Origin of the sequence: Streptomyces sp. NPDC006335 (assembly GCF_040612795.1) — a bacterium.
Classification (GTDB): domain Bacteria; phylum Actinomycetota; class Actinomycetes; order Streptomycetales; family Streptomycetaceae; genus Streptomyces.
This window is the reverse complement of sequence record NZ_JBEXQX010000029.1, coordinates 39,190-65,122: the sequence shown is the minus strand read 5'-3', so window position 1 is coordinate 65,122 and position 25,933 is coordinate 39,190. Positions and strand designations below refer to the sequence as shown.

General features: G+C 69.1%; 22 protein-coding genes. 7 read left to right on the top strand and 15 right to left on the bottom strand.

Annotated features, from left to right (window positions below):
- Window positions 1-195: 195 nt before the first annotated feature.
- The 5 genes from ABZ098_RS42580 to ABZ098_RS42560 all read right to left on the bottom strand — a co-directional run bounded on the left by ABZ098_RS42580 (window position 196) and on the right by ABZ098_RS42560 (window position 6,021).
- Window positions 196-558, bottom strand: coding sequence for an ACT domain-containing protein (locus ABZ098_RS42580; protein ID WP_356600020.1), 363 nt, complete (start codon window positions 556-558; stop codon window positions 196-198).
- Window positions 559-1,646: 1,088 nt separating this feature from the next.
- Complete coding sequence (locus ABZ098_RS42575; protein ID WP_356600018.1) at window positions 1,647-2,249, bottom strand: hypothetical protein; 603 nt, start codon at window positions 2,247-2,249, stop codon at window positions 1,647-1,649.
- Window positions 2,250-2,374: 125 nt separating this feature from the next.
- Window positions 2,375-2,923: a hypothetical protein gene (locus ABZ098_RS42570; protein WP_356600016.1), complete on the bottom strand. Its 549-nt coding sequence runs from the start codon at window positions 2,921-2,923 to the stop codon at window positions 2,375-2,377.
- On the bottom strand, window positions 2,920-3,942 hold the full coding sequence (locus ABZ098_RS42565; RefSeq protein ID WP_356600014.1) for a DUF4232 domain-containing protein: 1,023 nt from the start codon (window positions 3,940-3,942) through the stop codon (window positions 2,920-2,922). The genes ABZ098_RS42570 and ABZ098_RS42565 overlap by 4 nt, the downstream gene beginning before the upstream one ends.
- A gap of 324 nt (window positions 3,943-4,266) precedes the next feature.
- Window positions 4,267-6,021: an NlpC/P60 family protein gene (locus ABZ098_RS42560; RefSeq protein WP_356600012.1), complete on the bottom strand. Its 1,755-nt coding sequence runs from the start codon at window positions 6,019-6,021 to the stop codon at window positions 4,267-4,269.
- A gap of 289 nt (window positions 6,022-6,310) precedes the next feature.
- On the opposite strand from ABZ098_RS42560, the gene ABZ098_RS42555 reads away from it, so the two are divergent.
- The 3 genes from ABZ098_RS42555 (at window position 6,311) to ABZ098_RS42545 (ending at window position 8,936) form a co-directional block, all read left to right on the top strand.
- The gene (locus tag ABZ098_RS42555; RefSeq protein WP_356600010.1) at window positions 6,311-6,976 is read left to right on the top strand and encodes a Type 1 glutamine amidotransferase-like domain-containing protein; all 666 of its coding nucleotides are present in this window, start codon (window positions 6,311-6,313) and stop codon (window positions 6,974-6,976) included.
- 38 nt (window positions 6,977-7,014) lie between these two features.
- On the top strand, window positions 7,015-7,563 hold the full coding sequence (locus ABZ098_RS42550) for a GNAT family N-acetyltransferase (protein ID WP_356600008.1): 549 nt from the start codon (window positions 7,015-7,017) through the stop codon (window positions 7,561-7,563).
- 959 nt (window positions 7,564-8,522) lie between these two features.
- Window positions 8,523-8,936 (top strand): hypothetical protein, encoded by a 414-nt coding sequence (locus tag ABZ098_RS42545; protein WP_356600006.1) that lies wholly within the window; start codon window positions 8,523-8,525, stop codon window positions 8,934-8,936.
- Between the two features lie 43 nt (window positions 8,937-8,979).
- On the opposite strand, the gene ABZ098_RS42540 is transcribed toward ABZ098_RS42545, so the two are convergent.
- The 3 genes from ABZ098_RS42540 to ABZ098_RS42530 are packed head-to-tail and all read right to left on the bottom strand — an operon-like array spanning window position 8,980 to window position 11,357.
- A complete protein-coding gene (locus ABZ098_RS42540; RefSeq protein ID WP_356600004.1) occupies window positions 8,980-9,774 on the bottom strand; it encodes a MerR family transcriptional regulator in 795 nt (264 codons plus the stop codon).
- Window positions 9,775-9,789: 15 nt separating this feature from the next.
- Window positions 9,790-10,551: an ABC transporter permease gene (locus ABZ098_RS42535; protein WP_356600002.1), complete on the bottom strand. Its 762-nt coding sequence runs from the start codon at window positions 10,549-10,551 to the stop codon at window positions 9,790-9,792.
- On the bottom strand, window positions 10,548-11,357 hold the full coding sequence (locus ABZ098_RS42530) for an ATP-binding cassette domain-containing protein (RefSeq protein ID WP_356600000.1): 810 nt from the start codon (window positions 11,355-11,357) through the stop codon (window positions 10,548-10,550). Before ABZ098_RS42530 ends, ABZ098_RS42535 begins: the two co-directional genes overlap by 4 nt.
- A gap of 617 nt (window positions 11,358-11,974) precedes the next feature.
- Between ABZ098_RS42530 and ABZ098_RS42525 the strand changes: the two genes are divergently transcribed.
- The gene (locus tag ABZ098_RS42525) at window positions 11,975-12,178 is read left to right on the top strand and encodes a hypothetical protein (protein WP_356599998.1); all 204 of its coding nucleotides are present in this window, start codon (window positions 11,975-11,977) and stop codon (window positions 12,176-12,178) included.
- Window positions 12,179-12,344: 166 nt separating this feature from the next.
- On the opposite strand, the gene ABZ098_RS42520 is transcribed toward ABZ098_RS42525, so the two are convergent.
- The 3 genes from ABZ098_RS42520 to ABZ098_RS42510 all read right to left on the bottom strand — a co-directional run bounded on the left by ABZ098_RS42520 (window position 12,345) and on the right by ABZ098_RS42510 (window position 15,068).
- On the bottom strand, window positions 12,345-12,905 hold the full coding sequence (locus ABZ098_RS42520) for a hypothetical protein (protein WP_356599996.1): 561 nt from the start codon (window positions 12,903-12,905) through the stop codon (window positions 12,345-12,347).
- The gene (locus tag ABZ098_RS42515; protein WP_356599995.1) at window positions 12,902-13,654 is read right to left on the bottom strand and encodes a ferritin-like protein; all 753 of its coding nucleotides are present in this window, start codon (window positions 13,652-13,654) and stop codon (window positions 12,902-12,904) included. Before ABZ098_RS42515 ends, ABZ098_RS42520 begins: the two co-directional genes overlap by 4 nt.
- Window positions 13,655-14,489: 835 nt before the next feature.
- Window positions 14,490-15,068, bottom strand: coding sequence for a TetR/AcrR family transcriptional regulator (locus tag ABZ098_RS42510; protein ID WP_356599993.1), 579 nt, complete (start codon window positions 15,066-15,068; stop codon window positions 14,490-14,492).
- Window positions 15,069-15,159: 91 nt separating this feature from the next.
- On the opposite strand from ABZ098_RS42510, the gene ABZ098_RS42505 reads away from it, so the two are divergent.
- Both ABZ098_RS42505 and ABZ098_RS42500 read left to right on the top strand, forming a co-directional pair.
- Window positions 15,160-15,606 carry a DUF1772 domain-containing protein gene (locus tag ABZ098_RS42505; protein WP_356599991.1) on the top strand — a complete coding sequence of 149 codons (447 nt, stop codon included), beginning with the start codon at window positions 15,160-15,162 and terminating at the stop codon, window positions 15,604-15,606.
- Window positions 15,607-16,583: 977 nt separating this feature from the next.
- The gene (locus ABZ098_RS42500) at window positions 16,584-16,892 is read left to right on the top strand and encodes a hypothetical protein (RefSeq protein ID WP_356599990.1); all 309 of its coding nucleotides are present in this window, start codon (window positions 16,584-16,586) and stop codon (window positions 16,890-16,892) included.
- Window positions 16,893-16,985: 93 nt separating this feature from the next.
- Here the strand turns inward: ABZ098_RS42500 and ABZ098_RS42495 are convergent, their stop codons facing one another.
- Window positions 16,986-17,954 carry a WYL domain-containing protein gene (locus ABZ098_RS42495; protein ID WP_356599989.1) on the bottom strand — a complete coding sequence of 323 codons (969 nt, stop codon included), beginning with the start codon at window positions 17,952-17,954 and terminating at the stop codon, window positions 16,986-16,988.
- A 62-nt stretch (window positions 17,955-18,016) separates the two neighbouring features.
- On the opposite strand from ABZ098_RS42495, the gene ABZ098_RS42490 reads away from it, so the two are divergent.
- Entirely contained in the window at window positions 18,017-19,246 is a 1,230-nt protein-coding gene (locus tag ABZ098_RS42490; protein ID WP_356599987.1) for an epoxide hydrolase family protein, read from the top strand.
- Between the two features lie 506 nt (window positions 19,247-19,752).
- Here ABZ098_RS42490 and ABZ098_RS42485 read toward each other — a convergent pair.
- The 3 genes from ABZ098_RS42485 to ABZ098_RS42475 are packed head-to-tail and all read right to left on the bottom strand — an operon-like array spanning window position 19,753 to window position 25,831.
- Window positions 19,753-20,862, bottom strand: coding sequence for an enolase C-terminal domain-like protein (locus ABZ098_RS42485; RefSeq protein ID WP_356599985.1), 1,110 nt, complete (start codon window positions 20,860-20,862; stop codon window positions 19,753-19,755).
- Window positions 20,859-22,682 carry a thiamine pyrophosphate-requiring protein gene (locus tag ABZ098_RS42480; RefSeq protein WP_356599983.1) on the bottom strand — a complete coding sequence of 608 codons (1,824 nt, stop codon included), beginning with the start codon at window positions 22,680-22,682 and terminating at the stop codon, window positions 20,859-20,861. The genes ABZ098_RS42485 and ABZ098_RS42480 overlap by 4 nt, the downstream gene beginning before the upstream one ends.
- Window positions 22,683-22,726: 44 nt before the next feature.
- Complete coding sequence (locus tag ABZ098_RS42475) at window positions 22,727-25,831, bottom strand: FAD-linked oxidase C-terminal domain-containing protein (RefSeq protein ID WP_356599982.1); 3,105 nt, start codon at window positions 25,829-25,831, stop codon at window positions 22,727-22,729.
- Window positions 25,832-25,933: the final 102 nt, after the last annotated feature.

The following is a 25,933-nucleotide window of genomic DNA, read 5'->3' as shown; positions in this document are numbered from 1 at the left end:
CGCGCTCAGGTTCTGTCGGGTACGGCGATCAGGCTACGGGCTGGACACATCACCGGCGCGGGTCGGGCGACAGAAAAGTCGTACCGACTCGCAGGACTGAGTGGGCGCACATGGAGGGCGGCGGACGCTTTCGGGTCACATGTCTGCGCCGCCGGCCGGCCGGGTGCGAGAAAGGTCCTGCTCGGCCCGCCTCCGTCATACGGTCACCCGGTGCCCGGCCCGGCGAAGTACTCCTACCGCTTCCTCGAGCCGGTCGGGCGGGACCAGCACGAGGTCTCCGTCGTAGCTGGCGGCCGTCCAGACCGGGAGTTCGCCGGCGGCGAGCGGTGCGACGATGGCGCTGAGCATCCCCGTCGCCTCCGGGTCGTGCGCGTCATCGCCGTTCCACAGCGCCGCCCAGCCGTCCTCGGCGGTGTCGTCGCGCACCATCGCCGCCCCTCCGTCCGGGCCGAGCACCAGCGCGAGCAGGCCGGAATCGGCAGCGACCGTGCGGACGTCGGACACCCGCCCGAGAACGAAACGGCCCTCGAGCACGCGCAGGTTCTGAGTCCGAGTCACCGGCATCGAGGTCATGCGCAGCGGACGCGTCCCACTCGGTGGCGTAGGAGCAGAATCTGCGCCATTGCCTCGGTCGTTGCCGTCATGAGCCATGCACCAGTCCTCCTGTCGCGCGGCTCTCCCGGGTGCCGGCACCACCAGGCGCCACAGGCGGGATCCGCCACAAGCGAACCAATCTGTACTCATGATCACCAGTACGCCGCTCGTCGAGTCCGAGCGTCACGCTCGACCCGCCGGGGGCGGCACCTGTCGGGGATCGGCAGCCATTGCGCGCTGCTCGCACCGAGACCCCACCGGCGAGAGGCTGTCGGTACCGCGAGGCGCCGCCCTGCCCTTCTGAGTCCGCCAGGATCAGCCGGCAAGTCTCCCCCGGTTCCACGCTCACCGCCCGTCCGGCAGCCGGAGGTCGATGGGGCCGACGTGGGATGTCGGGACCTCGACGTCGAGTCGTCCGCGCTCCAGCCGTAGCCGGACGCCCCGATGCCTCCGTGTGGCGTCGGCACACCAGCCGCTACCCCTTCTCGGAACGGCCACTGTCCGCCCCCGCACTCACCGAACTCCCTCAGGCGGCACACACGGAAAGCGCCCGACTGCACCACCTCTCCCCTCTCCGGACCAGCCGCGTGCTGCGCCTCGCCAGGAGGCGGAGCACCGCGACACCAGCGACGCGGACAGGGCGCGGGAAAGCCGCCGTTGGGTACGGGAAGCGGACGGCTTCGGCCTCGGCATGCCACCCGAGGCGCTCGGCCCCAGGCATCCTGGGACGCATCCCGAGGTATTCGCCGCACGCTCCCTCTCGAAACGGCCGACGATCGTCGCACTGACCACCGCACACGACCGCCGCACCGACTGGCTCCGCGCAGGCCAGGCCCTTGAACGGGTCCTGTTCCTCGCCACCGCGCACGGAATCCGCCCATGGCTCCTGAGCCAGGCCCTGGAGTGGCCTGACCAGGGTGAACGGCTCATCCCCTCGAAAGACGCCCGTCCTCACCGCGCCCGGATGTGATCCGCCTCGGCTACGGCCCCGGACGAACGGCCTCGCCTCGAAGCGACAAGACCTGGGGCTTGCACAAGCTCCCTGAGGCACTTCAATCCCCCAGGTTTTCCGGCGGCACGGTCGCGGTCACCGCTGCGGGCAGTCGGCCGTTCAGGATGTCCTGGCGTGGCAGGGACAGCCGGAAGTGCTGCTGCAAGGCGCTCAGAGTGGCATGCAACGAGTCGAAGTCCTCGCTCGCGTCATCATCGAGGAGGCCGGCTTCCTCGAAGGCCGGGAGCAGGAACGCCATGTCCTCGTCCGGGGTGTCGCCGATGTCGAAGCGACCGACCGTTCGGCCGTCGCGGTAGTACCAGCACTCCCTGGGCGGGTCGTCCGGCTTCGGGGTCAAGTGCAGGACCTCGACCCCGCCCGCGGAGATGGCGGAGTGAGCCCACCGCGCTTTGGAGGGCCGGCCCTGCTCCACCGCGTACGACCAGCCCGCGCATTCACCGAAGCGGGCCACGCGCGCTGATTCTCGCTCGTTGAACGTCAGCCTCTCAGCCTCGGCGAAGGTGATCGGGTCGAGCACTTCTCCCGGCCGGGCACCGAGCCGGACAACGAGGTCACGGGGGCCGATGCCGCGAGCGAAGGTGACGAACAGGACGGGGGCGTCTCCGCGCCAGGCGTCACTCAGCCACGTGATGCCCTCGCTCAATGTCGTCTCCTGTGTTTTTTGGGTGGGACTGAGGGGGGAAGGCCGGCCGTCCCGCCCCCGTCTGTGTCGTGTCGTGTCGTGGGGCGTCGTGTCAGGCGGTCTCGGCTTTGGGCGGTGACCTGCTCTCATTTGCAGCGCAACTGCCGCACGAGCATCCCCGGGTCCCGTACGACCTGCCACAGTCCGATCGACAGCAGCACCAGACTGACGGCGAAGCAGACCCAGAAGACGAACTGGGAGCCGGTGGCGAGGTCGTGGGTGCTGCCGTCCTCATAGCGGCAGTACGCCTGTGGGGGAAACGCCTTCGAGCTGCCCACGCCTCCGTAGTACATGGAGCACGGGTCCTCGCCGGGATCCTTGATGGTGTCGTCCGCCGTGACGATCAGCAACCAGGCCAGCGCCGTCACCGGAACCGTGCCGAACACGATCATCTTCGTCCAGGTCGGCAGGCGAGGGTGGCCGAGGAGCCCGTTCAGCGCGATCAGTACGACCACGAACACCGCGGCGACGGCCCCGCCGGTGAACGGCCTGTCGAACACCTCGTCCAGGAGCCATACGACTCCGGCCACCGGTGGCGCGGTGAGGACGACGACCTTGATCCCGGAGGCGATACGCGGGTTGGCGAGCAGGTAGACGCCGAGCGCGCACGCGATCAGCGCGGCGAGCTCGATCACGGACGCACGTCGGTGGTGTCGGCGGGGTCCCTGTATGTCTCGTCCGTACGCCACGGACCCACGCCGAGCTTCCCGGTCGTCCCGAGGTCGAGTTCCGGCACGACCATTACGGGATCAGCAGCGGGCGTGGCCCAGACGCGGACGTAGGGCGCGTTCACCGGTTCGCCGGACTGAGTGGTGTTGCGCCAGGCCAGCCCGGTCACCGCAGCCTCGCCCGGACTCAGGACCACGGGTCGCGGGCTGCTGTCCCCGCCGAGGCCGGTACTGATCTGGTCGGTCCCCTCAAGGATCCGTACGCCGTCCACGGGGTGGTGGTCCTCGTCCTGGATCGCGAGTTTCGGGTAGCCGTTGAGCCGGATCGGCCGGGTACCGCAGTTGACCAGGTGCAGGCCGACAACCCGCAGCCCCATCGCGGCGTCCCCCTCGTCGGCGTAGAGGTGCATGCCCGACTCCGGGCAGTCTCCCGAGGCGGACGGCGCCTCGTCCTCGGGAACGCTCCGCACCTTGCTCACCTCCGCTCCCGTCACCTCGGGTGCGTTCCCGGCCCTCTCCCCCATTACGACGGTGCCCTTGACGGTCCGTCCCGGCGCGACCGCCTCGACGGTGTGCTCCGCGTTGTCGACCGGGCCTCCGGAGGCCGAGAGGAACCCGATGGTCAGCGTGTAAGTGGCGGTCTGCTTCTGCTGGTTGGTGATCTCGAAGTCCGCGCTGTAGTCGGCTCCCGCGCAGCCGCTGTTGGGGCCCCAGGCGTACAGCGCGGTGATCTTGACGCCGTCCTCGGCCCCGCCGTCACCTTCCACCGGGGGCACGGGCAACGGGGTGGGCGTGCCCGAGGGCCGAGGGGATGGTTGTAAGGACGGGGAGCTGCCGTATTGGGCGACGTCCGGCGGGCATTGCGCCTCGACCCGGACCGGGCCGCCGTCGACATCCCCGCCGGGCGGGCCGCTCTGGGAACCACAAGCGGCGAGCAGCAGGACAGCGGCGAGGACGGCGGGAGCGGTGCGGGAGACGGTCGTCATCCGCCCACCCCACCAGGCGGACGCTTCCGCGGGCTGTGGCGGAACCCACACCTCCGGTCACAGCGGTGTCACAGATCACTCTGGAGGCAGAGGTGGTGTGTGTCGTTCTTGCGCCACGTCTGGGGAGTGCTGGGCCGGCGGCAACTCCGCCTGCTCCAGCACTCCGAGAGGGTGCACGACCCTGCGCATGGCAGTGACAGCGGCCGTGGCAGTGGCCGTGCACGGCGGCTCGGCGCGTGCCTTCGCGACAGGCGCGATGGTTGCCTTGTTCCGCTCTTCACACTCACCCATTCCTCACAGGCCGCCCGTGCCCACTGCCCTGATTCAGATACGGCGCACGGTGTGCAGCGTCCTGGCGTACGTCCCCGAGCCGTCGAGGAGGGACGCGCCGCCGAGATCGGACATGGTGGGCCCGTTGACCGTCTTGCGGCTGGAGAGGAAGCGGCGTTTGCCGCCGGCGTCGAGGCCCAAGTAGATGCCGACGTGATCGATCGTCAGGCTGGCCCCGTCGTCACTGGAGTCGGCGTTGAACAGCACCAGATCGCCGGGCTGCAGCAGGGCTGCGGCGGGCGGGGTGTTCCCGGTGGAGCGGTCGACGACCACGCCCGGCGCGTAGTCGGCGATGTGCCGTGACTTGCGCGGGATCCGCGTACCGGAGGTGTCCTCCCCGGCGGCCAGGGGCACGCCGAGGTGGTAGCCGTAGACCATGCGCGTGTAGCCCGAGCAGTCGAGGTTGCCGACCTGCTTGCTGGACGGACCCCTGTACGTGCCGTCCGGGAAGGTCCAGCCCACGTTCATGTACTCGTGGAAATCGGCGCCCTCGAGCCGGTAGCCGTGGGCGTCGAGATAGCCGTACCCGGCCTCGCCCAGCACCTGCTTGCCCTGGGCGGGTCCCGCGCCGGCCGTGACCGCCGCACCGCCGCCGAGGAACATCGCGGCGTATGCCAGCACGTCCGGGACGGTGGATCCGGCCCAGCCGCGGATCGTCTGCTCCAGCTCGGGCGTCCAGGTGCCGTCGAACGGCTCGGGCAGCACACGCACCCAGTCGCCGTGGGTGACGGACGGCAGGACCGCCCAGTTCGCGGCGTCCACCTCCAGGCGGCTCACGGACAACCGGACGGGCAGGTTGGTGCAGCCCTCGTTGGCCAAGGCGCGCACTCCGACCCGGCCCTTGACCAAGGTGGACGTGGAGTCGGTGACGTCGAAGGCCCACGATGACGGCTCCGCCGACGCCGACTGCCAGGCCTTCGCCTGGATCCGGGTGCCCTCCCGCCGCACCCGGATCGTCCAGTCGGTCCTCGCCGGCACGCCCGTGGCCAGGGTGATCGCCGTCTCCAACGGCTCCACGCCGTTGCTGACCTCCTTCTCCAACCGCATCTCGACCGCCCCGGAGGTGAGGAAGGACAGCCGCGCCCGGTAGTGGTTCTGCGTGCTGGTGTAGCCGAAGGTCAGCGCGAACGAACAGGCCTGCCCCGTGGGGACCTTGTCGAAGCGGGCCGTGCAGCGTGCGTCGACGTCGGTGATCTCGTCGTCGCGCAAACTGGCGTGCCGGCTGGACCCGGCGCTCGTGAGGTCGATGATCCCGGCGCCCGGCACCACCGAGAAGTCGGACTTGAAGGTCTCGGAAGTGACCCACTTGCCACCCCCGGCCGAGGTGCCCCAGTACACCCGCTCCTCCTCGCCCAGCGCGAGGTCAGGCAACGTCCGCTGGAAGTCGTCCACGAAGGGCCGCTTGTTCTCCGCGAACGTCCGCTGCGGGCCGGGCAGTACGACGGTCCGCGCGCCGTGCGTGAGCAGCGCGACGCGCTTGCCCCCGGAAGTCACCTCGGTACGGGCCGGGGTGCCGGAGAGCACGGTGGCGGTGAGGGGGACGGTGAGGGCCAACGAAGTGAAGTGCGCGGCGCCGAGCGGCGCCATGGAGACCCACGAACGGGCCGAGGGCAGGCTTCCCGGCCCCGGGAAGGCCGGCACGTCAACAGCCGCGGCGGCACGCGCGGAGGCGGCTTCCACACCGGTGAGCGAAACAGCGGCAGAGGCCGCGAAGGCGGCGAGAAATCTTCGTCGAGATGTGTCAGACATGTGTTTGATGATCCGTCACCGCCCACGGACACGTCACACCACCCCGATTCCGGCCGACGCCCACCGAAGGCGGCGCCGCGGTACGGCGCGACACAAACGAGCTGACCGGCCGTGCAAGAACCACCGGCGGACGGACGTGCTCGGGCACACACTCCCTCGCCCTCTGCACAAGACCGATCAGGAAGAAGGGCCGCCTGTCCCTGTTGCAGCCATGACATGGTGGCAGTCCTGACGCGTAGGCGAACGGCTGGTTGCTGAACGCATGCGGCCAGCACTCGGGAAGGACACGATGAAGCTTCTCCTCACCGACTCCGGTATCAAGAACGCGAGCATCCAGGACGCGCTGGTCGACCTCCTGGGCAAGCCGATCGCCGAGTCCAGCGCCCTGTGCGTCCCCACCGCCGGGTACGGAGCTCCGGACGCCGATCCGGGCGGGCCCTGGCGATTCATCAGCGGACGATCCCCCAGCCCCATGACCGACCTGGGGTGGAAATCGGTGGGTGTGCTGGAGCTCACGGCTCTGCCCAGTATCGAGAAAGCTCTCTGGGGCTCCTGGGTCCGGGAGGTCGACGCCCTGCTGGTCAACGGCGGCGACGCGCTGTACCTGTGCCACTGGATGAGGGAATCCGGCTTGGCTGACCTCCTGCCGTCACTGTCTGACACCGTCTACGTGGGACTCAGCGCCGGGAGCATGGTGATGACCCCGCGCATCGGAGAGAACTTCATCGGCTGGAAGCCACCGACCGGCGGCGACACCACGCTAGGCGCGGTTGATTTCTCGATCTTCCCGCACCTGGATCATCCGGCTTGTCCGGAGAACACCATGGCCGAGGCAGAACGGTGGGCGGCTCGGATCGCGGGTCCGGCGTACGCGATTGACGAACAGACCGCCATCAAGGTGGCCGACGGCGTCGTCGAAGTAGTCTCCGAGGGCCGATGGAAGTTGTTTCAGTAGGCGTATTGCAACTCCCCCCATTGGATAAGTTGCCCGCCATGACTGAGCTGGAATCCGTCGCCTGGCCACCTGAGCCGATACGGACTGAGCGGCTCGTGCTGCGCGAGTCCGAGGCCCGGGACCGTTCGGCGTTCGTCGAGCTGTTCTCATCGTCAGAGGTGAATGCCTACCTCGGTGGCCCTCGACCGCGTGATGAGCTGGAGCGCGAGATGCCCGCGGTGCCCGGGCGGCGGCTCGGACTGTTCGTGATCGAGCTCGACGGCGCCATGATCGGCGTCATCGAGCTCAACCGGCGCGACGCCGAGCACCGGAGCCAGGTCCGTCCGGGTACCGGGGCGGCCGAACTCGGCTACCTGTTCCTGCCGAAGGTGTGGGGACGCGGGTACGCCACCGAAGCGTGCGCGGCAGCGCTCGGCTGGTTCGCCGACGTGCTTCCCGGCGAGCCGGTGGAGCTCTGCACCCAGACCGCCAACGACCGCTCGATGCGCCTGGCAGCGAAGCTGGGGTTCACCGAGGTGGAGCGGTTCGAGGAGTGGGGCGTCGAACACTGGATGAGCGTGTGGCTCCCGGTCCCGTCGTCCTTCTGATACCGCGTGGCACGTGGAAAGGGACGCCGCCGCTTCTCGACCGACCGCGGGACCGAACGGATCAGGGGGCGAGTCGGATTCGGTCCGGGTGAACCGCTTCGCATCGGCGACGAGTTCAGTAGCGGAGGCGGTTTCCGAAAGGCCCTCGTCCGCATCGCGGCTCACGCGTCCTGATGGGCACAACTTCCATGGCCAAGAACTGGGATCCTGACGAGGTGTCTCACACCGGAGCCCCACCGCTTGCAATTGACGATCGCGGAAACACCCTGATCTCCCTCGCAAGCGGAACGGAAACCTGCCACCGGCTGACGCTCCGCTACCGGCGGCGTTGATCGCCCTTTGGCGCGCCGATCGAGTCCTGATGGTCTTCGACCGCTACCGCCAGTCGTGGGAGCCAACTGGAGTACGAGCGGGTTCCCTGAGGGGCTGATCGACGCGTCGTTCCATTTCAGCTGGCAGGAGGCTCGATGGTCTCCTGCATCGGCCTCTCAGGATATTGGGCCGTTCTCCTGCATTTCAGGATTCACTGCTGTAATTTCAACTTCCCCTGCGGCGCAACCGCCACGAGGCTTTCGTCCAGCGCACCATCGCCGCCTTCTCTCCACGAATCAGCGACGAACTCGGCACGTGGGTCGGTGTCATGCGTGACGTTTCAGCAGGCCCCACCACCGCGTCACTGACTACGCCACTATGCGCCGCTACCTCATCTACCTGGCCGCGCCGCTCGCTGGCTGGACCACCCGCTGCACGACCTTGCGTCAGGTGACGGAGGCTGACGTCACGACCGCTGTCACCGCGGTCAAAGGCCCACGCGCCCGCGAGCGCGCTGTGGCGATCCGGTCGCTCTTTCGAGCCCTGAAGCACACCAAGCTCGGCTTCGCCGACCCCACCCGCGGCGTTCGCACAACCCGTCAGGAACTGTTGCCCACAACTCTGGCCCCGACCGGCTGGCCGGGCTCTTGGAGATCAGCTCCAACCCGGCTACCCGCCTGGTTCTCGCCCTGGTCGCCCTCCACGCAACCAGCGGCACCGACCTGCGCAACCTCGTCCACCTCGACGACACCACAGATGCCCTACTGCATGCCTGGCTCCGCTACCGCCATCAGCGTTGGCCACGCACCGTCAACGCGCACCTCCTGGTCACTCAACAGACCGCCAGCGCGACCGATCCTGTCTCCGCGGACTACATCTACAGGCGCTTCGACCCCGCCGGTCTGACTCTGCGCGCAGTTCGCGCCGACAGCATCCTGGATGAGGTCCGCGAGACCGAAGATCCCTTCCACCTCGTCCGTGTCTTCGAAATCTCCATCACCACTGCCATGAAGTACATCCACGCTGCCCACCCCTACCGCCTCGGCCCTGTTCCTCACTGAGGCAGACGGCCGTCCCGAGAAGCATGTGCACCCCCAAACAGCGTCACGATGGCGGCAGCTCAGTGTTGAGTCTCGTGGCAGGCACTCGCTCGATGCGGGTCCAGCCCCTCCAGCCCCGCTCCTCCAGGATCGCCAACAGCCTTGCGGCGTGCGGTGAGGACTCGACCATGGTCGAGTCCAGCAGTTCGACGAACTGGTCGTCGATACCGTCGTCGGCACCCACCTCTCCGGCCTCCACAGCGCGAATCATCAGACGCTCCATGATGTCGGCGACCTCGACGATCCGCGGATCGTTGTCCGGCCAGTCGAGTGCCCCGCTGAGAAGGCTGTAGAGCTTCACCATGTCGGGGTCGTCCAGCTCCTCGTGCTTCTTGGCGATCACGGAGTCGATCGAATGCGGCACCTGGGCGGCGATCATGATCCAGGCGTCCCGCTCCATCTCGATGTACCGCTCCTCGACGCCGAGACCGCGCAGCCGGTCGAGGTAGTCCACGACGCTCTGCGGAAGCGCCAGGTGCTCTCCGGCGGCGAGCCTGGCGAGCCGGCTGCGAGTGTCCTGCAGCCGCCGGATCTCGGCACGCAGGGCCTTGTCAATCTCCTGGACGCCGTCGGCGAACTCCTCCGGGCCGGCGTCGAGGAGTTCCTGCACGCGGGCCAGCGGCACGCCGGCGTCAGCGAGGGTGCGGATCCGGATCAGTCGCACAACCGCGGCAGCGTCGTAGGTCCGGTATCCGGACCGGTCGCGTTCAGGCTCCGGCAGCAACCCGATCCGGTGGTAGTGACGTACCGCCCGCACCGTCACGCCGGCGTACGCCGCAAGCTGGCTGATGGTGAGCATGGGGCTCAGCCTGCCTCAGGCGATCTTCCGGCGATAGGCGGCCATCGCGAAGATGTACGCCACGACGAGAATGCCGACGCACCACGCGAGGGCGGTCCAGATGTCGTCACCGACCGGCTGCTGGGCGAACAGGTCTCGGATCGTGTTGACGATCGACGTCACCGGCTGATGTTCGGCGAACCAGCGCACCGGGCCGGGCATCGTCTTTGTGGGCACGAACGCCGAACTCACGAACGGCAGGAAGATGAGGGGGTAGGCGAACGCGCCAGCGCCCTCGACCGACGACGCAGAAAGCCCGGGGATCACGGCGAGCCAGGTCAGCGCCAGGGTGAACAGGAGCAGGATGCCGGTGATAGCGAGCCATGCCGACACTCCTGCCCCGGAGCGGAAGCCCATGAGCACAGCGACGCCTACGACGAGCACGAGCGCGATCAGGTTGGCGACCAACGAGGTGACGACGTGGGCCCACAGCACACCCGACCGCGCGATCGGCATGGACTGGAATCGTTCGAAGATCCCGCTCTTCACATCGGTGAACAGCCGGTACGCGGTGTAGGAGATGCCTGAGGCGATGGTCATGAGCAGGATGCCGGGCAGCATGTAGTTCACGTACGGAACCGACCCGGTGTCGATGGCTCCGCCGAACACGTAGACGAACATCAGCATCATGGCGACCGGCGTGATGGCGGTCGTGATGATGGTGTCCATGCTGCGTGTGACATGGCGCAGGGTCCGCCCCGTGAGCGCGGCAGTGTCGTTGAAGAAGTACGTGGTCATCCTCGTCCCCCAGTTGTCGTGCCAGTGACCTCGCTCTTGTCGCTGCCGCCGATGACTGCGAGGAAGATTTCCTCGAGGGTCGGCTGCTTCTCGACGTACTCGACCTTGGCGGGTGGGAAGAGCTGCTTGAGCTCGGTGAGGGTGCCGTTGACGATGATCCGCCCCTGGTGGAGGATCGCGATCCGGTCGGCCAGCTGCTCTGCCTCGTCCAGATACTGCGTGGTGAGCAGCACCGTCGTTCCGTGGCCGGCGAGCTCCTTGACTGCGTCCCACACCTCGATGCGCGCCTCGGGGTCAAGACCGGCCGTCGGCTCGTCCAGGAAAATCACCGGCGAATTCCCGATGAGGCTCATCGCGATGTCCAGCCGGCGGCGCATCCCACCCGAATACGTGGACACTCTCCGCGCGCCCGCCTCGGTCAGCGAGAAACGCCTCAGCAGGTCGTCCGCGGTCGCACCGGGGTCCTTGAGGTGGCGCAGTCTGGCGACGAGTACGAGGTTCTCCCGACCGCTGAGGATCTCGTCGACGGCCGCGAACTGTCCGGTGAGACTGATGGACTCCCGCACGTTCGCCGCTTGCGTGGCGACGTCGAAGCCATTGACGTTCGCCGCCCCCGCGTCGGCTTTCAGGAGCGTGGCGAGGATTCTCACGGTCGTGGTCTTGCCCGCTCCGTTGGAACCGAGCAGGGCGAAGATGCTGCCCGGCGCCACGTCGAAGTCCACACCGCGCAGCACTTCGAGCTGCCCGTACGACTTCTCCAGACCCTGCACGCGAATCGCCGGACCGGCGATCGATTGGGCTGTCATGGTCATCTTCCTCCTTCGCGGAGCTGCTCCAGGCGACTGCGCGGAAGCTCCTTTCGGAAGGATGGAGGGTTGACCCAGCGTCAAGGTCAAGCCCGTTCCGACCGCGGCACTCAGATCGCCGACCGGCCAGACACACCGCAGCGACGACGGGCCGCTCGCCCCGAGCTCGTTCGGCCGCGAACCCGCCATACTCATAGCTGTCGGTGAACCACTCACGCGTCGGTTCCTGCGACTCACCGGCCAGAAAGCAACGAACCCGCCTGCTTCGCCCGGTGGGCGCGTTGCGGCAGGCGAACTGCTGGAGAGGACCGGTCAGGTGCCCGACGCACCGTTGCGTTTCGTCGGCTACGCAGCCTTCGTGCTCGCTCCCGATCGGCGAGCTGAGTACACGGCCTGTTCGCCGGACATGTCAGGGGGTGGACGCGTCCCGGCAGGGCCTCCTGACCACTCTGGCCCACTCGGCGTGCGCACACGCCCGAGAACAACACCCGTCAGCGACCGTCGCTGGCGCCGGCGTCTATGAGTTGGACCAGGCGTGAACCGGCACTAGATCGGTAGCATCCCCGGACCCGGCTCATTTCAGAGGGGTGTCGGGATCTTACGTCGAGGGGTGGCACATGGCGCAACGGTTGGTGGCCTGGAACGAACACGGCTTCATGCCCGACAAGTTGGGGGCAGTTGCTTCCATGAACCTGGACTACGCGTCGTTGTCCAAAGAACGACCGCAACTGGCACAGGCCCTCGGAAACGGACGCGTCATTTCGCACAATGTCCTGCACTACGGCTACGGCGTGCTGTTCACGTTCGTCGTGGAGGACTGAACTGGCTGGAAGGTCGACTATCGAACGGCGTGCTCTGAGCGCCCGGCCCCTGTGGGTCGGGCGCTGCTTGTTGTCGATCCTGCGCTGCCCTCAGAACGGCACGCGAAACACCCCCACAGACGCTCTGACCTGCTTGATCACGCTGGGCCGTTGCGGATGCGTCGGATCAGGCGTCGGCGCCGCGGTCCGTTTCGACGAGCCGGAAGGCCGGGCCGAGTACCGTGCGGCCTCCCGTTGTGCGCGGCATCTCCGCCAGTTGATGTGCCTGCTTCTCCAGTCGGGTCATCAGGTCGGCGGCGTGTCTGAGTTCGCCGGGGTGGCCGTCGAAGACACGCTGCAGGACAGCAAGGATCGTCGTGTACGTCTGGTCGCAGGCTTCGGCGGCTTTCCGTTCGGGTGATCCTTCGGGCAAGCGGGTGGGGTCCGGGTCGTCGACCATCGGGTAGATCCCCTTGGGGTCCAACTCGACCGGAGAGCCTTCGAAGCGCCACTGGCCGCTGCGGTAGACCATGCGGCGCCCCTCGACGATCTCCTGGAACCGGTAGTAGTGCGCCAGTTCCTCGGATGGTGCGGTTGCAGGAACCCCTCCCGACGCGCCGTCGTCGGCGGTGAGGGCGGGACGGCGGCCGTCTGCCGCTTGGACCGTCGGGGCACTGGCGACCGCAGTGGGCACCGCGAGTGCGGCGGCGCCTTCGAGTGCCGTACGACGGCTGATCTCCGGGTTCATCGGCGGGTGTCCTCCTGGGCGGGTGCAGACTGCGGACCGGAGCCGGACCTGTCGGGAAGCGACCCTGTGGTCGGATCGGTGGGGGTGCCCTCTCCTTGGCGGATGATCTCCAGGACGGCCCAGAGCGCGGTATGCGCGTCCGTCACCCGGTAGAGACGGCCGGGTGCCTTGGGCCAGATGACCTGATGAGCGGGGTCGCCGTTGAACAGATCCTCGCGGCTGTCGAGGTCGATGATGGCGGAGGCGATCTGCTGGTAGAACCAGCCCAGCGTGCCGTCGTCGTACAGGGCCTGCTGGAAGAACTCCCGCGGCGCGAGCAGGACATGGTCCGGGCAGTCGTGGATCTCGCCCTGCTCGGTGAGGACGATGTCGTGGGCTTCCAGGGCGGCCAGGGCCTGGCGGCCGGCCGGATTCAGCGGGACGTGAGGCGTCTCGATGGCCATGAAGACGTCCCTCACGTGCTCCACGGAGCAGCGGCGCAGGGAGACGGTCAGACCGGGCATGACCCCGCCCGGCAGGGGCCCCGGATACCGCGGGACTGCGCTGGGGTGGGCGATCTGAGGTGTGGCGCCGATCGCGTTGAGGATGTTGGCCACCAGCGCCATGTGCAGCATCTCCTCCATCACCACGCTGCGGATGATGCCGGCGACCTCCCGGTTTTTGCCCGGCCGGAGAGAGAACAGCGCATACAGATAGGGCGGGATCGTGGCGTGCTCCAGGGCCAGCGCCGTCTGCAGAGCGTCCTGCAATCCCTGACGATCGTTGATGTCCACCCATCCGGTACTGAGATCAGCCGTAGCGCCGTCCCGCAGCTTCGTACGGGCAGGACTCACGTGAGACATGTCCGCCTTCCATCCCTGTCGACTGGCTCGGACCCCTGTCCGTGACCTGCGTGGCACCGTGACACGGCGCCGGAAAGAAAGTCGTGATTGAACCGCCGACCGAACCACTTTCGCGCTATCAGGCGAACCTCCGCCTGGTACGGCGTAAGGGGTCGAGAGGCGAATGGCGCGCCGGCGAGACGGTCCGGCAATGTGGCCTGCTCACGCTGCCAGTGCGGTTGCGTCAGCGGTATCGGCGCCTGCGTTTCGTGGATCGGACACGTCTGGTCACTCCGCGCGCCCGAACGGCTGGATGTTCTCCCGTAGTTGGTCGGACAGTCCGCGCAGTATCTCGCCGCCCCGCGATCACCCGGCGCATGATCTGCCCATCCCCAGGACGATTGGGCGGATCTCTTCCCCTGTCGCTCAGGTGACTTTCCGCGGCTCCTAGCCCCGCTACCTGGGCACCCCCCTCTGCCTGCGGGCACCTTCCCTGCCTGGCGGGCTTCCTCTACTTCATCGAGGAGACGTTCGACCTGCTCTGACGGGAGCTGCCTATGACACGGGGCCGTCGGTGCATCGCGGACAGCCCCACGTATCGGGTCGTGATCAATGAGCACCGCCGCTTCGGGGCGGGTGACCGATCGGGCGTACGCGGCTCGGCGATCTGGGCTGTGTGGGCGCGAGTGGCCGAAAAGCGACGCCGCAGGCAACCAGCGGCCGGAGCCGAGAGCCCCCGCCGCGTGCCGACCGGGACGGCCTGTCAGAGGATGGCGAGTCGGTCCACCAGCAGCCTGACCCTCGCCTCGGTGTGCTGTGGGGGCAGCCGTCCCGATCGGGTCAAGGTCGCCAGCCCGTGCAGGGACGCCCAGAACGTCTCGGTGAACAGCCCCGGATCGACGCCGTCCCCGGCGCCCTCGCCGAGGCTCTCCAGCAACGCGGCGAAGGCGTCCTTGAGAGGTTCCGGGGTGTCCTGCTGTGCGTACGCCAGGCCACCGTCGAGCTGGAAGATGGCGTCGTAGACCGCCGGGTTGCGTTCGGCGAAGTCGAGGTAGGCGTGCGCGAGGGCGGCGATCCGCTCGCGCGGGCCGTCCACGGCGGCGGTCGCGGCCCGCACCGCCGTGGCCATCTCGGTGGCGCCCTGAAGGGCAACGGCGCCGATGATCTCGCGCTTGCCGCGGAAGTGGCTGTAGAGGACGGGCTGGCTGTATTCGATGCGCTCGGCGAGTCGGCGGGTGGTGACCGCGTCCCAGCCCTGCTGCTCGGCTAGTTCACGGGCCGTCGCCACGATGAGGCGCTCGCGCTCCGCCCTTTCGCGCTGCTTGCGTTCCTGTACCGACATGATCCGATCCTAGCACCGCTAGACAACAGAGCGGCAGCAGGTCTAGCGTTGCCACATCAGCTAGCAACACTAGATTCCGAGAGGGTTCATCATGCTCAACGCACTTGAGGTCATCACCACCGTGGTCGTCGGCGTGATGGTGGGGGTGGAGTTCTCCGTCGCCTTCGTCATGAACCGGATCCTCAACGCCCTCCCGGAGGACAGCGCCCAACTCGGCCATGCCCACGGAGGTCGGATGCTCGGCGCCGTGATGCCGGTCTGGTACATCGGCTCGCTCGTCCTCGCCGGCGTCTGGGCTGCCGCCGGGTGGCAAAACCACGGCACCGGCCTCGTCGTCACCGCGGGCGCGCTGCTGATCCTCAGTGTGGTCATGTCGGTCCTGCTGCTCGTCCCGATCAACAACCGGAACAAGACGTGGACCCCCGACAACCGCCCCGCAGACTGGAAGCAGCAGCTCAACCGTTGGGAGCGCTTCCACTACGTCCGCCTCGCCGTCATCCTTGCAGCCTTCGCCCTGCTGGTCACCGCCCTCACCTGAGCCCACGGCTCACCGCCCGGTCACCAGCCCCAGCTCACCAAGGCACGCAGGGAGAAGAGCGATGTCACCGAAGAAGATCGACACCCTTCTGGCCGCTGCCATCACCTCTTCGTCCTCTGGCTCGGGGGCAAGTTCATCCTGAGCCCAAAGACGACGGGGGCCGAACTTCGGCCTGCCGAGCCGACCGTCCGGCGACGACGGCGGCTTACTGATCACCAAGAGAATCCGCACCGTCGTCCCTGGTGACGAGCGCCGCCAAGCGCTGGGCACGGTGCTGCCGGTGGAGCTCTCGCCGGCTCGGCGACATGACCGCAGTCGACGGGCCTGCGGACGGCCCGGACGGTGCCTGGTGGGATGCCCTGTGCGGTGGAGGGAGACGTCGACGGCCACGTCGTGCGGCAGTTGCCGAGCATGGCTGCGAAGTCCCGGCGGGCCAAGCATCGGTCCCACCTCAAACGGGCCCGAGTGGCGAGGTCGGGTCACGAAGCGCGGCGGAAGACGGCGGCGGGTCCGCGTGTGCGAGGGCCGAACTTGTCGCGCACAAGGTCGGCGGCGGTTTCGGCGCCAGGCAGCTCTCTCCCCGAGAGCGCACACGACGCCCGCCTCGCAGCCACTCGGTCGACGGCGACGAGGTCCTCGTCCTGCGGCACGAGCCTGGTCAGCAGGCGCACTGCCAGCCGGCGGCGGCTATCAGGTGATTAGGGAGCTGCCGCAGGTCCTCCTCGTGGGCCGACGGCGCCAGGCCGCGAACCCCCTCCCCGAGTGCTGCCGTCGGCGCACCGCAATGTCGAGTCCAGGCGCGGTCGGCCTGGCCTCGGCCGCGCAACGGTCACCGAGTCGCGCGACCAGCTCCAGCATGTCGGCGCGGACGGCGGAAAGCCCGCTTGGTCAGCGCGTCGCGGGCCGGTTACTGGCGGGTTCAAACAGTGCGTAAGATCAACTTCGACCAACGCAAGCCCACTTTGGGGGAACAACTCATGACAAAGCGCATCTCCGCTCTCGTCGTCTCCGCGGCCATCGCCGGAGGCTTCTTCATCACCTCTGTGCCCGCTCACGCCGCCACGTCGGCCGAGCAAGGCCAGGTCTCGGTCAAGGCCTCCGTCACCTGTGACAAGAACCAGCTGCGCCAGCAGATCGACGAACTCAAGAACAAGGCCGCGAAGCTGAAGCGACTGGGCCAGACCGCGGCGGCGCGGAAGGCGCTCAGCGACGCGACCGCTCTCGAGAAGAGGCTCCACGCGTGCATCAAGGCTGAGGAAGACTCGAGCAAGCCGTTCCCCGGTTAACTGCGTTCCCGACCTCATCGGCCTGCTGAGCAGTGATCGGGCTTGGTGGTCGCGTCCCGAGGTTCCGCGACGCCTGCGTGGCGGCACCGGTGCCTATGCGCTGCGTACGGCGTTCAAGCAGCGGGCGGCGTGGGCGCGCAGGGCGTCGGCGAGTTCGGGTGGTGCGTGGGTGAGAGTGAAATCGGCGTCGACCGAGGTGATCATCCAGGCGAGGTCGCGCGGGGTGTCGGCGCCCAGGTGCAGCAGGCAGGTGTCGTCGTCGACGGGTTCGATGACGCCCATGCCGGGCCAGACGCGGTCGGTGACCGCTGCGGCGGGCTCGTGCAGGGTGATGGTGGCCTGGAACGGCCAGGTCCGCGACGACAGTCGGTGGGCCAGGTAGGTGGCCACGTCGGTGTCGGGGAGTTCGCGGGGGGTGAACCGCGGTCCAGTCGGCGTGCGCGGCGTGAGTCTGTCGACGCGGAAGGTGCGCCAGTCGGCGCGGTCGGTGTCCCAGGCGACCAGGTACCAGTGGCGGTCGAAGCTGACGAGACTGTGCGGCTCGACCGAGCGCGTGCTGCGGCCGCGGCTGCGGCGAGGGCCGGCGTAGTCGAAGCGCAGCCGCTCGCGTCGGCGGCACGCTTCCGCGATGGCCATGAGGGTGTCCGCGCGGACCTGGGGAGCCGGGGCCGCGCCGGCCCGGACGGTAGCGGTGTGCAGGGTGTTCACTCGGTACCGCAGCCGGGGTGGGAGCATCTGCTCGAGTTTGGTGAGCGCGCGCAGCGAGGACCCTTCGATGCCGGCGACCGAGCCACCGGCCGCCGTGCGCAGGCCGACGACGACGGCGACAGCCTCGTCATCGTCGAGCAGCAACGGCGGCAGCGTGGCCCCGGCCCCGAGCCGGTAGCCCGCAGTGCCCTGGGTGGCGTTGACGGGGTAGCCGAGCGCGCGCAGCCGCTCCACATCACGGCGCAGGGTACGTCGGCTGACACCGAGGCGTTCGGCGAGTTCGGCCCCGGACCAGTCGCGGTGGGCCTGCAGCAGGGAAAGCAGCTTCAGCAGCCGCCCGGAGGTCTCCAGCATGCCGTAAGCGTGCCGGAAGGTGAGGACCGGAACTGACCTAAGCGGGCCCTAGCCTCGCGGCCATGGCGAACACAACACCCGGCGGTATCCGCTCCTTTCGCATCGACATCCCCCAGGCCCAGCTCGATGATCTGCAAGCCCGTCTGGCCGTCACCCGCTGGCCGGATGAGCTGCCCGGTGTCGGCTGGAGCCGCGGTGTCCCGGTGGCTTACCTGAAGGATCTGGCCGAATACTGGCGCACTGCCTACGACTGGCGGGCGCACGAGGCGGAGCTCAACGCGTTCCCTCAGTGCATGACCACCGTCGACGGGCAGAACATCCATTTCTTGCATGTGCGCTCCCCCAGGGCCGATGCCACGCCGCTGATGCTGCTGCACGGCTGGCCGGGCTCGGTGGCGGACTTCCTCGATGTCATCGGGCCGCTGTCCGATCCCGACGCGCACGGCGGTGATCCGGCCGATGCGTTCCACTTGGTCATTCCCTCACTGCCGGGGTTCGCCTTCTCCACCCCGCTGGCCGGGCCGGGTATGGACACGGCCCGGATGAGTGCGGCGTTCACCCAGCTGATGGCCCGCCTCGGCTACCCGCGCTACGGCGTTCACGGCTACGACACCGGCTCATGGATCGCCCCGGAGATGGGCAAGCAGGCACCGGATCACGTGATCGGCGTCCACGTCAACGCCATGATCACATTTCCCGCCGGGGCGGAGGGCGAGATGGACGGCCTCACGGAGGCCGAACAACGACGATGGCATCGGATGCAGAACGTCAACGACGGTTACCTGCAGTGCAATTCCAAACGTCCGCAGACCGTGGCCTACGCCCTCACCGACTCCCCCGTCGGCCAGTTGGCCTGGACCGTGGAGAAATTCAAGGAGTTGACCTACCCGGAAGACGCCCTGCCCGAGGCCGGCATCCACCGGGACCGCATCCTGACCGACGTCTCGCTGTACTGGCTGACCGCAACGGCCGCCTCAGCCGCTCAGGTCTACTACGAGGAGATGTCCGCGAGCACTTGGAGCGAAGCGGCAGCCGACGACTCAAGTGTCCCCGGCGCCGCGCACGACAGCGGGTGGAGCGACGGTCAGGGCGACTGGGCAGCCGACCCACGCGGGACCGTGCCCACGGCCGTGCTGCTCTCCGCCCACGATGTGACCATCCGCCGCTGGGCCGAACGCGACCACAACATCGTGCGGTGGACCGAACTCGACCGTGGCGGCCACTTCCTCGCGATGGAAGCCCCGGAACTGCTCGTCAACGACGTCCGCGAGTTCTTCGCCAAGGTGCGCTGACAAGAAGGGTCCCCAACCCGCAACGGCGGGGCAGCATTCGCCCGTGGCCGCCCTGCGCCTCGGCCCCAGCAGGGCGGCCACGGGCAGCGTCGAAGTACGTCGACAGGCCGAAGGCTTCCGCCGTAGCCGCGCCCGGCAGCCTCGACACGCTGCACGTCCCCGGTGTCGACGACCTCCTCCGGCGGGCGGCCGCACACGGCTTCGACTTCGTCGCCGGCGGCTGGGAGGCCGCTGAGCACCCTGACGACGAGGATGGCATTCGCGCCCCGCTGCCGTAGGGGCGGGCGGTCGTCCTGGCGGCCATCGCCGCGCCCGCCGGTGATGACGACTTGCGCGGCCACGGTCGACTCCCGTGTCCTCAGCGCCGTTTGCGCCGGGACCGGGATCCCGCAAGGCGCGCGGTGCTCCGGCGGGAGGCATTGCAGGAACACCTGCGGCAGGCCGTCCCCCAGCCGGCGCCCGGCGGGATCGGGATCCTTCGCGTACGGGGGCGGCCTTCCGGCCGTTCAGCTCACCCGGTACCGCTGGGCGCGCTCGTTGTTCAGGGTCAGGCCCAGGCCGGGCGCCGTTCTGCCGCGGGGGTCGATGCTGCCGCCGACGGGGTCGAGGACGCCGTCGAACAGGAGGCGTTCGATGCGGACGTGGTCGTGGAACCACTCCAGGTGCCGCAGGTTGGGCACCGCCATCGCGACGTGTGCGTGGGCGTGCGGGGCGCAGTGGCCGGAGATGTCCACCCCCCTGGCCTGGGCGAGGGCGGCGGCGCGCAGCCAGACGGTGATCCCGCCGCACCGGGTGACGTCCGCCTGGAGACAGTCCACCGCGCCGGCGGCGAGCATGTGCTCGAAGTACGGGAGGGTGTAGCCGTACTCGCCGGCGGTGACGTCGGCCGTGACGCGGTCGCGGATGCGGGCGAGGGTGGTGAGGTGGTCGGAGGAGACGGGTTCCTCGAACCAGGTCACGCCCTCGTCGGCAAGCACTGCGGCGACCCGGACGGCCTGTTTGGCACCGTAGGCGCCGTTGGCGTCCACGAACAGTTCCGTCGTGTCGCCGATGCTCGCGCGGGCCGCGGCGACACGCCGCAGGTCGCGTTCCTCGCACCGCCCCCACGACTCACCGATCTTGATCTTGACGCGGGGGATCCCCTGTTCCTGTGCCCAGCCCCGCAGTTGGCGGTCCTGCCGCTCGGCGTCGTAGGTCGTGAACCCGCCGCTCCCGTAGACCGGCACGTCCTCGCGGGCGGCGCCGAGCAGGTCGGCCAGGGACAGATCCAGCAGGCGCGCCTTGCAGTCCCACAGCGCGATGTCCACGGCGGAGACCGCCTGCGCGGCGACCCCGGGCAGGCCGACGTTGCGTACCGCGCGCTGCATGGCCTCGTTCATGCCCGGCACGTCGAGGGCGGGGCGGCCGACGACGACATCGGCGAGCAGGTCGTCGATGACGCGGGCCGCGGCCGCCGGCGCGTAGGTGTAGCCGATCCCGGTGACCGGACCGCACCGCACGGTCGCGAGCACCAGGGTCGTGCTGTCCCAGCTCAGGGTGCCGTCCGCCTCCGGCGCGTCGGTGGGCACCGTGTAGACGGCCGTCTCCAGCCGTTCCACCGTCTCCTTGCGTGTCACTGACCCTCTCCGCTGCCGGGCCGGTCCTCGCGGTGGCGGTGGCCGGGCAGCATTTCCTGGACCTTGGCCTTGAAGCCCTGGCGGACCATGCCGGCACGGTCGCTGTCGCCCTTGAGCACGGACAGCGCCGCGGCCTCGATCTGGTCGAGGGACGCGTGCGGCGGGATGGGCGGCACGGCCGGGTCGGTGCGGAAGTCGAGGACGAAGGGCCGGTCGGACGCCAGTGCCGTCTCCCAGGCGCCCTGCACGTCCTGCGGCTTCTCGATCCGCATCCCGCCCAGGCCCAGCGACCGGGCGAAATCGGCGTAGGCGACGTCGGGCAGGGACTGCGAGGGCAGGAACTGCGGGGCGCCGGACATGGCGCGCATCTCCCAGGTGACCTGGTTGAGGTCCTGGTTGTTGAGCACGGCCACCACCAGGCGCGGATCGGCCCACTGCTGCCAGTACTTGGCGATGGTGATCAGCTCGGCGAGGCCGTTCATCTGCATCGCCCCGTCGCCCACGAGCGCGATCGCCGGGCGGTCGCCGTGCGCGAACTTCGCGCCGATGACGTAGGGGACGCCCGGTCCCATGGTGGCCAGCGTGCCGGACAGCGACCCGCGCATGTCGCCGCGCAGCCGCAGGTGGCGGGCGTACCAGTTGGCGGCGGATCCGGAGTCCGCGGCCAGGATGACGTTGTCGGGCAGCAGGCCGTTCAGGGCGTGGGCGACGTACTCCGGATTGATCGGCTCGGCGTCCACGGCGGCGCGCCGCTCCATGACCTCCCACCAGCGGGCGGTGTTCTTCTCGATCTTCTTGCGCCAGGCGTCGTTCCTGGCCGGCCGCAGATGCGGCAGGAGTCGCTGGAGTGTCGTGCGGGCGTCGCCGACGAGGTTGACCTCGAACGGGTAGCGCATGCCGACCATGTGCGGGTCGATGTCGATCTGCACGGCGCGCGCCTGGCCGAACTCGGGCAGGAACTGCGTGTAGGGGAAGCTGGATCCGATGACCAGCAGGGTGTCGCAGTCCTGCATCAGCTCGTACGACGGCCGGGTGCCCAGCAGGCCGATCGAACCGGTGACGTAGGGCAGGTCGTCGTCGAGGGCGTCCTTGCCGAGCAGGGCCTTGGCCACGCCGGCGCCCAGCCGGTCGGCGAGTTCCATGACCTCCTGGCGGGCCCCGCGGGCGCCCTGGCCGATGAGGACGGCGACCTTCTCCCCGGCGTTGAGGACCTCGGCGGCGCGCTCGATGTCGGGGTCGGCGGGCACCGGGGCGTAGTGGGACATGCCGAGGCTGGAGGGGACCATCTTGAAGGCGTGCCCGGGCGGCGAGTAGTCGAGTTCCTGCACGTCGGCCGGGACGATCACGGCCGTCACCGAGCGGCGTGCCATGGCCGTGCGCATGGCGCGGTCGAGGACGTTGGGCAACTGCTCGGGGACGGTGACCATCTCGCAGAAGTCCGAGGCGACGTCCTTGTACAGGCTCAGCAGGTCGACCTCCTGCTGGTAGGAGCCGCCCATCGCGCTGCGGTTGGTCTGCCCGACGATCGCGACGACGGGCACGTGGTCCAGCTTCGCGTCGTACAGCCCGTTGAGGAGGTGGATGGCGCCGGGGCCGGAGGTGGCGGCGCACACGCCGACCTTGCCGGAGAACTTCGCGTATCCGACGGCTTCGAAGGCGGCCATCTCCTCGTGCCGGGCCTGGATGAACTGGGGCTTGTTGTCGGCGCGTCCCCAGGCGGCGAGCAGTCCGTTGATGCCGTCGCCCGGGTAGGCGAAGACGTGCTCGACCTCCCAGGCGCGCAGTCGCTCGAGGATGTGGTCGGAGACCTTCATGGACATGTGCTGACCTTTCCGATCGGACGTGTGCGTGCGGCGGTTGGGGGTCACGGGTGGCGTCGAAGGCGTCGCGTGGCGCTGCGGCCGGCCACGGCGGCAGCGCCGGCCGTCAGGGCCGCCGCGCCCGCGGTGATCGCCCAGCGCGCGGACCGGGACGGCTCGGACGGCCGCCGGGCCAGGCGTTCGGGGTGCTCGCTGGGCAGGTTCCCGTCGAGGCCCAGGGCCAGTGCCTCGGCCAGGTGCAGGGCCCGGCGGCCGGTGTCGGCCTGTTCGATCTGGGTGCGGCAACTGAAGCCGTCGGCGAGGAGGAGGCTGTCGGGGGCGGCGGCGCGCACCGCCGGCAGGACGCCCTGTTCCGCCACGGCCATGGAGACCTCGTGGTGGCCGCGTTCGAAGCCGAAGTTGCCGGCCAGGCCGCAGCAGCCCTCGTCCAGCACGTCGGCGTCGAGGTGGGCGCGGCGCATCAGTTCGCGGTCGGCGTCGTCCTTCATGATCGCGTGTTGGTGGCAGTGGGTCTGCACGACGGCCTGGCGGGTCAGCGCGGGTGGCTGCCAGTCCTTCGGCGCGTGGTGCACGAGGTGTTCGGCGAAGGTGCGGAACCGGGCGGCCAGACGCCGCACGTCCTGGTCGTCGGGCAGCAGTTCCGGCGCGTCGGAGCGGAACACGGCGGTGCAGGACGGTTCGAGTCCGATGACCGGGGTGCCGGCCTCGATGTACGGGCGCAGGACGTCGAGCGTGCGGCGCAGGACCTTCTTGGCGACGGTGAGCTGCCCGGTCGAGATCCACGTCAGTCCGCAGCACACGGCGTCCGTGGGCACGGCGACGCGGAAACCGGCGTCCTCCAGGACGCGCACCGCCGAGATCGCGATCGACGGGTGGAAGTAGGTGCTGAAGGTGTCGGGCCAGACCACGACCGTGCGCGGGTCGGCGGGATCCGCCTGCTCGCCCTCCCGGGCCCGCCACCACTCCAGGAAGGACCGCGGTGCGAAGAGCGGCGCCTGGCGGGCGTCGTCCACGCCGGCCAGCCGTTTGCCGACGCGGGCCAGGCCGGGCGCTTGCAGTACGCCGTTGACCCATGACGGAGCGATCCGTGACAGGCGGGCCCACAGCGGCAACCAGCCCATGGAGTAGTGCGCCGCGGGACGCGGGCGACCCTCGTAATGGTGGGCCAGGAACTCGGCCTTGTACGTCGCCATGTCGACGCCCGTCGGGCAGTCGGACTTGCAGCCCTTGCAGGCCAGGCACAGGTCCAGGGCGTCGCGGACCTCGGTCGAGCGCCAGCCGTCGGTGACCGCCGAGTCGGCGTGTCCGTCGAGCATCTCGAACAGCAGGCGGGAGCGCCCGCGGGTGGAGTGCTCCTCCTCCTTCGTGGCCCGGTAGGAGGGACACATGACGCCGCCCTGGTGGCTGCGGCAGTTGCCGATGCCGACGCAGCGCATCACCGCCCGGGTGAAGGAGTGTTCGTCGTCCGGGTAGCCGAAGTGCGTGTCGGAGGCGGTCGGCCGCCACGCGGGACCCAGCCGCAGCTGTCCGTCCACGGGGTTCGGATCGACGACCTTGCCCGGGTTCATCAGGTTGTCCGGGTCGAAGAGGGCCTTCACCTCGCCGAACGCGGTCACCAGCCGTTCTCCGAACATGCGGGTGAGCAGCTCGCCGCGGGACTGCCCGTCCCCGTGCTCGCCGGACAGGGACCCTCCGTAGGAGGCCACGAGGTCGGCGGCCCGCTCCAGGAAGCGACGGAAGTCGGCGACGCCTTCGGCGGTCTTCAGCCCGAACGGGATACGTGTGTGCACACAGCCCTGACCGAAGTGCCCGTACAGCGAGGGGTGGTCGTAGTCGAACTCGGCGAACAGCTTCTTCAGATCGCGCAGATAGTCGCCCAGCCGCTCCGGCGGTACGGCGGAGTCCTCCCACCCCTCCCAGGTCTCCTGGTCGTCCGGCGGGCGCGCGGTCACTCCCAGCCCCGCCTCCCGCGCCCTGAGCATCTTCTGCTCGCGCTCGGGGTCGTCGGAGAAGGCCACCGTGGCCTCCTTCTCACTGCGCCCCAGGGCACGCAGCAGCGCGTGCGCCTGCCCGTCCACGTCGTCCTGGCTGTCGCCGACGAACTGGAGCATCAGCCAACTGTCGCCGTCGGGAAGGGCGTCGAGCGAGTCGAGGTAAGCCCCCTCCTCACGCATGAGCTGCGCCATCCGGCCGTCGAGCGCCTCCAGTTGGCCGGGCGAGCAGTGCCGCAGGAGTTCGGGTACGTCGTCGGCGGCGCGGCAGATGTCGTCGTAGCCGAGGACCAGCAGTGCCTGGCAGGCCGGTACCGGCACCAGGTCGAGTTCGGCGCGCAGCACCGTCACCAGGGTGCCTTCGCTGCCGACCAGCGCCTTGGCCAGGTCGAAGCCGTTCTCCGGCAGCAGGGAGTCCAGGTTGTAGCCGGAGACCCGGCGCGGGATCTTGGGGAAGCCCTGCCGGATGTCGGCCAGGTACTCGGTGACGATCCGCTCCAGGCCGGTGTGGATCTCGGCCCGGCGACCTCCCTCGGCCGCGATCCGCTCCCGCTCCCCCGCGTCCGTCGGCCCGACCCACATGCGGGTGCCGTCGTACGTGAGGATCTCCAGTCGCCGGACGTTGTCCACGGTCTTGCCGTAGGCCTGCGCCGACGCCCCGCACGAGTTGTTGCCGATCATGCCGCCCAGGGAGCAGTGGCTGTGCGTGGAGGGCCTCGGCCCGAACTGGAGACGGTGTTCCGACAACCGCCGGTTGAGCTCGTCCAGGACGATTCCGGGCTCCACCACGCAGGTGCGGGCAGCGGGGTCCACGGAGACCAGCGCATCGCAGTATTTCGTCCAGTCGATGACCACCGCGGTGTTGGTCCCCTGTCCCGCCAGGCTGGTGCCCCCGCCCCGGGAGAGCACGGGGGCCCTGAACCGCCGGCACACCTCCACCGCCCGTACGGCCGCGTCCACGGTGCGTGGAATCACCACGCCCAGAGGGACCTGGCGGTAGTTGGAGCCGTCCGTGGCGTACGCTCCCCTGCTGCCCGCGTCGAAGCGGACCTCGCCGTCGACCGCGTCTCGCAGCGCGGTCTCCAGTTCCGCCACGTCGACCGACGCGGTCCGCCCGCTCCTCGGGCCGCGGGTGCCGTGTCGCGATGTAGGAGTCATCGGGAAAACCATTCCTTCGGCCTGCCCCGTGTGCGAGGCGAGATCATGTTCTGGAGGGTTCGTCGACTGGGGCGTGCTCCTCGCCTTCCGGCTGGAAGCGGG